Source organism: Citrobacter sp. wls826, from assembly GCF_005281245.1.
Taxonomy (GTDB): Bacteria; Pseudomonadota; Gammaproteobacteria; order Enterobacterales; family Enterobacteriaceae; genus Citrobacter; species Citrobacter braakii.
Genome location: NZ_SZWS01000054.1, coordinates 166,277 through 172,037 on the forward strand (window position 1 = coordinate 166,277; position 5,761 = coordinate 172,037).

A 5,761-nucleotide genomic window follows, 5' to 3' on the forward strand; every position below is an offset into this window, starting at 1 on the left:
TTTTCGCACTGGCGGCGTTTCTCGCTGCGTGGATTGGCCGCTTTCGACAAGGACTCCGCTAATGCTCACTGTACAAGGCGTTTCGTTGTACCAGGGTACGACAGCGCTACTGAAGGACGTTAATTTCCAGGTTAATAAAAGTGACATTGTCACCATTATGGGACCTTCCGGCAGCGGTAAGTCTTCGTTATTTTCGTGGATGATCGGGGCGTTGTCTCCTCAGTTTCAGGCGTCAGGCGAACTGTGGCTCAACGAACAGCGCGTAGACACACTGCCTACCGCGCAGCGCCAGATTGGCATTCTGTTTCAGGATGCGCTGCTGTTTGACCATTTCAGCGTTGGGCAGAATTTACTGCTGGCCTTACCCGCCAGCGTGCAAGGTCCCGCCAGACGCCATGAGGTGGAAAGCGCCCTCGCACGCGCGGGCCTGGCAGGATTTTATTCACGCGATCCGGCTTCGCTCTCCGGCGGGCAACGCTCGCGTGTCGCCCTGCTTCGCGCGCTGCTGGCGCAACCCCAGGCGCTGTTACTCGATGAACCCTTTAACAGGCTGGATGCGTCGCTGCGCGATACCTTTCGCCAGTGGGTCTTCACCGAGGTACGTAAACTGGGTATTCCGGTGGTCCAGGTTACCCACGATGCGCAGGACGTTCCGCCAGCAGGTCGCGTATTACAGATGGAAAACTGGGCGTGAATGTGGCGATATGCTGCGTTAACGCAAGGTTTTTACTTAACTGGCGGCACAGAATGTCGTCCTCTTTTTCAACGTCGGGCTATTCGATGAAACGTGTTTCTCAAATGACCGCGCTGGCACTGGCTTTAGGGCTCGCTTGCGCTTCTTCCTGGGCTGCTGAAACAGCACAGACGCTCACCCTCAACCAGTTACAGCAAAAGCAAGGCGCGGCGATCGATACCCGTCAGAGCGCTTTTTACAACGGCTGGCCGCAATCGCTTAATGGCCCTTCAGGACACGAGCCTTCCGCACTGAACCTGTCTGCCGCCTGGCTCGACAAGATGAATGATGAACAACTCAGCGCCTGGGTTAAGGCACATCACCTGAAAACCGACGCGCCGGTGGCATTGTATGGCAGCGATACTGACATGCAGGCCGTCAAATCCCGCCTGCAGAAAGTCGGCTTTAACGCTATCTCAACCCTCAGCGATGCGCTTACGGACCCTGCCCGCCTGCAACGTCTGCCGCACTTCGAACAGTTGGTTTACCCGCAGTGGCTGCACGACCTTCAGCAGGGTAAAGAGGTGACCGCCAAACCGGCCGGTGACTGGAAAGTGATTGAAGCCGCCTGGGGCGCGCCGAAGTTGTATCTGCTCAGCCATATCCCTGGCGCGGGCTACATTGATACCAACGAAGTCGAAAGCGAACCGCTGTGGAATAAAGTGTCCGACGCGCAGCTCAAAGCGATGCTGGCGAAACACGGCATCCGCCACGACACCACGGTGATTTTATACGGCCGCGATGTCTACGCCGCCGCGCGCGTGGCGCAAATTATGCTGTATGCAGGTGTGAAAGATGTTCGTCTGCTCGACGGCGGCTGGCAGACCTGGTCTGACTCAGGTTTACCGGTCGAACGCGGTACTGCACCAACGGTGAAGCCTGAACCTGATTTCGGCGTGACGATCCCTGCCCAACCGCAACTGATGCTGGATATGGAACAGGCTCGCGGTCTGCTGCATCGCCAGGATGCGTCTTTGGTGAGCATTCGTTCATGGCCGGAATTTATCGGTACGACCAGCGGCTATAGCTACATTAAGCCAAAAGGTGAGATCGCAGGGGCGCGTTGGGGCCATGCAGGCAGCGACTCCACCCACATGGAAGATTTCCATAATCCGGATGGCACCATGCGCAGCGCCGATGACATCGCCGCCATGTGGAAGCAATGGAATATCCTGCCACAGCAACAGGTCTCATTCTATTGTGGTACCGGCTGGCGTGCTTCGGAAACGTTTATGTATGCCCGCGCAATGGGCTGGAAAAACGTCTCCGTCTACGACGGCGGCTGGTATGAGTGGAGCAGCTCTCCGAAAAACCCGATCGCCAGCGGTGAACGGGGTCCGGACGCCAGCAAGTAAGATTGTCATTGTTGCCGGATGCAGCGAGAACGCTTTACCCAGCCTACATAAACCATCGTTGTAGGCCGAATAAGCGAAGCGCATCCGGCAACGCACTGCGTTACGCCTGACGCTGGACCGCTTTCAGCGTCAGATATCCGCTCCAGATCCGGGTGAACGTCGTCATCCAGCACAGCGCGCCAAAGACCCACGCCATTACGGCAAAATATTCCGGGAACAGACATCCCAACACAAACAGCAAAATCGTCTCGGTTCCTTCGGTCAGTCCGCCCAGATAATAAAACGATTTATGCGCATAACCGGGGTTATCAATCTGATGCTTTGCCGCCAGCGCGGCGAAGGCCAGGAAGCTGCTGCCGGTGCCAATAAACGCGAACAACAGCCAACCGCCTGCCAGCGCATTTTGCGCCGGTGCAGCAAGAATAAAACCAAACGGCACTAAGGCGTAAAACAGAAAATCGAGCGAGATATCGAGAAATCCTCCCGCGTCCGTTAGCCCTCTGCGCCTTGCCAGCGCCCCATCCAGCCCGTCAAACAGCCGATTGAGCACAATAGCCACCAGCGCCGCCATATACCAGCCTAACGCCAGAAATGGCAACGCCAGCACGCCAATAGCAAAACCGACCAGCGTAAGTCCGTCCGGGGTAATCGCCGGTTGATCAATGATGCCCACGCAGCGATGCAAAAGCGGTTTTAATCGCGGATGAAGATGGCGGTCAAGCATGCGGGCGTCCTTTAAAACTGTCGCACAGTCCCTGGGAGGGAATATCGAGAGCGGCATTAAAACGCGCCGAGAGATTTTGAAACGCAATCAGCGCGGTCATTTCAGTAATGGCGTCATCGGTAAAATACTGCTTCATCTGCGCTTTCAGCGCATCGTCAACCTGTGGTGGCGTTGCGGTGACCGCATCAGCATAGGCCAGCCCTACACGTTCTTCTGCGCTAAATAGCGTCGATTCTTGCCAGTTGGCAACCTGTAAGACTTTATCCAGCGCGCCGCAGCGTTCAGCCAGCCGTAAACTGTTGGCGTCAACGCAGAAAGCGCAGTGGCACACCTGAGAAACGCGGGTCATCAACAGCGCGCGCATCACCGGCGACATGCGCGCCTTTTTACGCTCCAGAAACCCGACAAACAGCGCCACCAGCCAGAACAGGAACGGCATCCGCCCCCACCAGCGTGTGGGATACAGCACATCACCATAATGTTTTTTCTGCGTAGCAACGAGCGGTTGCAAACTGGAAGGGATACGCGTTAACGGTTTTACCCACGACTGAGGATCGTTCAACGGTGGCTCCTGAATACTTTAGATAAAACAAAGATAACGATAGTATGTCATTTTCTGCCGTTAGATATTGATGAATATAATGAAAACCCTCGACGTGGTCGCCGCTATCATTGAACGTGATGGCAAAATTTTACTGGCTCAACGCCCGCAGCATGCGGATCAGTCAGGTATGTGGGAGTTTGCTGGCGGTAAGGTTGAGCCGGGGGAAAGTCAGCCAGAGGCGCTGGTCCGTGAACTGCGTGAAGAGTTGGGCATCGAGGCGGTCGTTGGGCGCTACATTGCCAGCCATCAACGCGAGGTTTCAGGCCGACTCATTCACTTACATGCCTGGCATGTACCGTCATATCAGGGGGAGCTGAAAGTGTATGAACATCAGGATATCGTCTGGTGTTCACCCGAAGAGGCGCTGCGTTATCCGCTGGCGCCTGCCGATATCCCGCTATTAGAAGCGTTTATCCTTTTACGCGACGCCAGACCAGCGGATTCGTGCTGATCGTTTTATCATCGCGCTGGCACTGAAGCAAAACGCCGTCCGCTTTAATCACCGCCCCTTCTGAGTAGTTTTGATCCTGATAAATACAGCACTGACTACAGGGTTGCGCCCGCTGACCGCTGGAACTGAACACTTCCGGCGGGACATTCACCTGCACGTCCGGGCGATAAAGCTGATTTGCCAGCGTCGCGCTGGACACCAGTACCAACGCTCCTGCCATGATTATACGGCGCATATTCTTTCCTTTTTGACTGACAGTTATGCTCAGTATAACGGTATAAACCGGCAGAAACTTTAGCCCTTGCCATCATCGCTTTTGGTTATGACCCACGCCGCAATATTAATTTACTTAGCGCGGTTAATTTTTTCTTGCGTCCCGTCACACTGCTGATGTTATAGTCAAAAACTGCAAAACACTTAACACAAAAATCAAAAATATAACCATATCAATACATAAGAGGTACTTATATCTATGGATCAGACACGTTCTCTGGAGTCATTCCTTAACCATGTACAAAAGCGCGACCCGAATCAGACCGAGTTCGCGCAAGCCGTTCGTGAGGTAATGACGACACTGTGGCCCTTCCTCGAGCAAAACCCGCGTTATCGTCAGATGTCGTTGCTGGAACGTCTGGTTGAACCGGAGCGCGTGATCCAGTTCCGCGTCGTCTGGCTGGACGATCGCAATCAGGTGCAGGTCAACCGCGCGTGGCGCGTGCAGTTTAGCTCCGCCATTGGCCCATACAAAGGCGGGATGCGTTTCCACCCTTCCGTGAACCTGTCGATCCTGAAATTCCTTGGCTTCGAGCAAACATTTAAAAACGCCCTCACCACGCTGCCAATGGGCGGGGGTAAAGGCGGGAGCGATTTCGATCCGAAAGGTAAAAGCGAAGGCGAAATCATGCGTTTTTGTCAGGCGCTGATGACCGAACTGTTCCGCCATTTAGGGCCCGATACCGATGTTCCGGCGGGCGATATCGGCGTAGGCGGTCGTGAAGTCGGCTTTATGGCCGGGATGATGAAAAAACTGTCCAACAACAGCGCCTGCGTCTTTACCGGTAAAGGTCTCTCTTTCGGCGGCAGCCTGATTCGCCCGGAAGCTACCGGCTACGGTCTGGTGTACTTCACCGAAGCGATGCTCAAACGCCATGGCCTGGGCTTTGAAGGCATGCGCGTGGCCGTCTCTGGTTCCGGTAACGTGGCGCAATTCGCCATTGAGAAAGCCATGGAGTTTGGCGCGCGAGTAGTCACAGCCTCCGATTCCAGCGGTACCGTGGTCGACGAAAGCGGATTTACCAAAGAAAAACTGGCGCGTCTGTGTGCGATCAAAGACAGCCGCGACGGCCGCGTGGCGGATTACGCCCGCGAATTTGGCTTGACCTATCTGGAAGGCCAACAGCCGTGGTCGGTTCCGGTGGATATCGCCCTGCCGTGCGCCACCCAGAACGAACTTGATGTCGATGCGGCACGTGTACTGATCGCCAACGGCGTGAAGGCTGTCGCCGAAGGGGCAAACATGCCTACCACCATCGAGGCCACCGATCTGTTCCTGGAAGCGGGTGTATTGTTCGCGCCGGGTAAAGCGGCCAACGCGGGAGGCGTAGCGACATCCGGTCTGGAAATGGCGCAGAACGCCGCACGTCTGGGCTGGAAAGCGGAGAAAGTGGATGCACGCCTGCACCACATCATGCTGGATATTCACCATGCCTGCGTCGAGTACGGCGGCGAAAGCAAGCAAACCAACTACGTACGTGGCGCCAACATCGCGGGATTCGTGAAAGTTGCCGACGCGATGTTGGGCCAGGGTGTGATTTAATTCAGATCTATTGTTCCCGTCGGCTTGATGCGGCACACATGCCTTATCCAGCCTAAGAGCGCATTACAGGCCCGCCTC

The 5,761-nt window shown here is 55.4% G+C and carries 8 protein-coding genes; 5 read left to right on the forward strand and 3 right to left on the reverse strand.

The window, feature by feature from the left end:
• The 3 genes from FDW87_RS23310 to FDW87_RS14840 all read left to right on the forward strand — a co-directional run.
• Positions 1 to 62: hypothetical protein (locus FDW87_RS23310; protein WP_371415028.1), on the forward strand; the 62-nt coding region annotated here is incomplete at its 5' end.
• Positions 62 to 694, forward strand: a complete 633-nt coding sequence (locus FDW87_RS14835) for an ATP-binding cassette domain-containing protein (RefSeq protein WP_137379891.1) — start codon at positions 62 to 64, stop codon at positions 692 to 694. The genes FDW87_RS23310 and FDW87_RS14835, both read left to right, overlap by 1 nt.
• An 86-nt stretch (positions 695 to 780) precedes the next feature.
• Entirely contained in the window at positions 781 to 2,088 is a 1,308-nt protein-coding gene (locus tag FDW87_RS14840; RefSeq protein ID WP_049040435.1) for a sulfurtransferase, read from the forward strand.
• Between the two features lie 100 nt (positions 2,089 to 2,188).
• On the opposite strand, the gene FDW87_RS14845 is transcribed toward FDW87_RS14840, so the two are convergent.
• A complete protein-coding gene (locus tag FDW87_RS14845; protein WP_047358607.1) occupies positions 2,189 to 2,812 on the reverse strand; it encodes a CDP-alcohol phosphatidyltransferase family protein in 624 nt (207 codons plus the stop codon).
• Positions 2,805 to 3,374: a carboxymuconolactone decarboxylase family protein gene (locus FDW87_RS14850; protein ID WP_137379892.1), complete on the reverse strand. Its 570-nt coding sequence runs from the start codon at positions 3,372 to 3,374 to the stop codon at positions 2,805 to 2,807. Before FDW87_RS14850 ends, FDW87_RS14845 begins: the two co-directional genes overlap by 8 nt.
• A gap of 79 nt (positions 3,375 to 3,453) precedes the next feature.
• On the opposite strand from FDW87_RS14850, the gene FDW87_RS14855 reads away from it, so the two are divergent.
• On the forward strand, positions 3,454 to 3,867 hold the full coding sequence (locus FDW87_RS14855) for a pyrimidine (deoxy)nucleoside triphosphate diphosphatase (RefSeq protein ID WP_032947020.1): 414 nt from the start codon (positions 3,454 to 3,456) through the stop codon (positions 3,865 to 3,867).
• On the opposite strand, the gene FDW87_RS14860 is transcribed toward FDW87_RS14855, so the two are convergent.
• Positions 3,827 to 4,087, reverse strand: a complete 261-nt coding sequence (locus FDW87_RS14860) for a YnjH family protein (protein ID WP_170974251.1) — start codon at positions 4,085 to 4,087, stop codon at positions 3,827 to 3,829. The genes FDW87_RS14855 and FDW87_RS14860 overlap by 41 nt on opposite strands.
• 252 nt (positions 4,088 to 4,339) lie before the next feature.
• Here FDW87_RS14860 and gdhA point away from each other — a divergent pair, with 252 nt between their 5' ends.
• Positions 4,340 to 5,683, forward strand: coding sequence for an NADP-specific glutamate dehydrogenase (gene gdhA / locus FDW87_RS14865; protein ID WP_016152833.1), 1,344 nt, complete (start codon positions 4,340 to 4,342; stop codon positions 5,681 to 5,683).
• Positions 5,684 to 5,761: the final 78 nt, after the last annotated feature.

Bases quoted from the DNA above. Each gene is read 5' to 3' on its own strand.
- FDW87_RS14835 (WP_137379891.1), top strand. From the start codon at position 62: ATGCTCACTGTACAAGGCGTTTCGTTGTACCAGGGTACGACAGCGCTA.
- FDW87_RS14840 (WP_049040435.1), top strand. From the start codon at position 781: ATGAAACGTGTTTCTCAAATGACCGCGCTGGCACTGGCTTTAGGGCTC.
- FDW87_RS14845 (WP_047358607.1), bottom strand. From the start codon at position 2,812: ATGCTTGACCGCCATCTTCATCCGCGATTAAAACCGCTTTTGCATCGC.
- FDW87_RS14855 (WP_032947020.1), top strand. From the start codon at position 3,454: ATGAAAACCCTCGACGTGGTCGCCGCTATCATTGAACGTGATGGCAAA.
- FDW87_RS14860 (WP_170974251.1), bottom strand. From the start codon at position 4,087: ATGGCAGGAGCGTTGGTACTGGTGTCCAGCGCGACGCTGGCAAATCAG.
- gdhA (WP_016152833.1), top strand. From the start codon at position 4,340: ATGGATCAGACACGTTCTCTGGAGTCATTCCTTAACCATGTACAAAAG.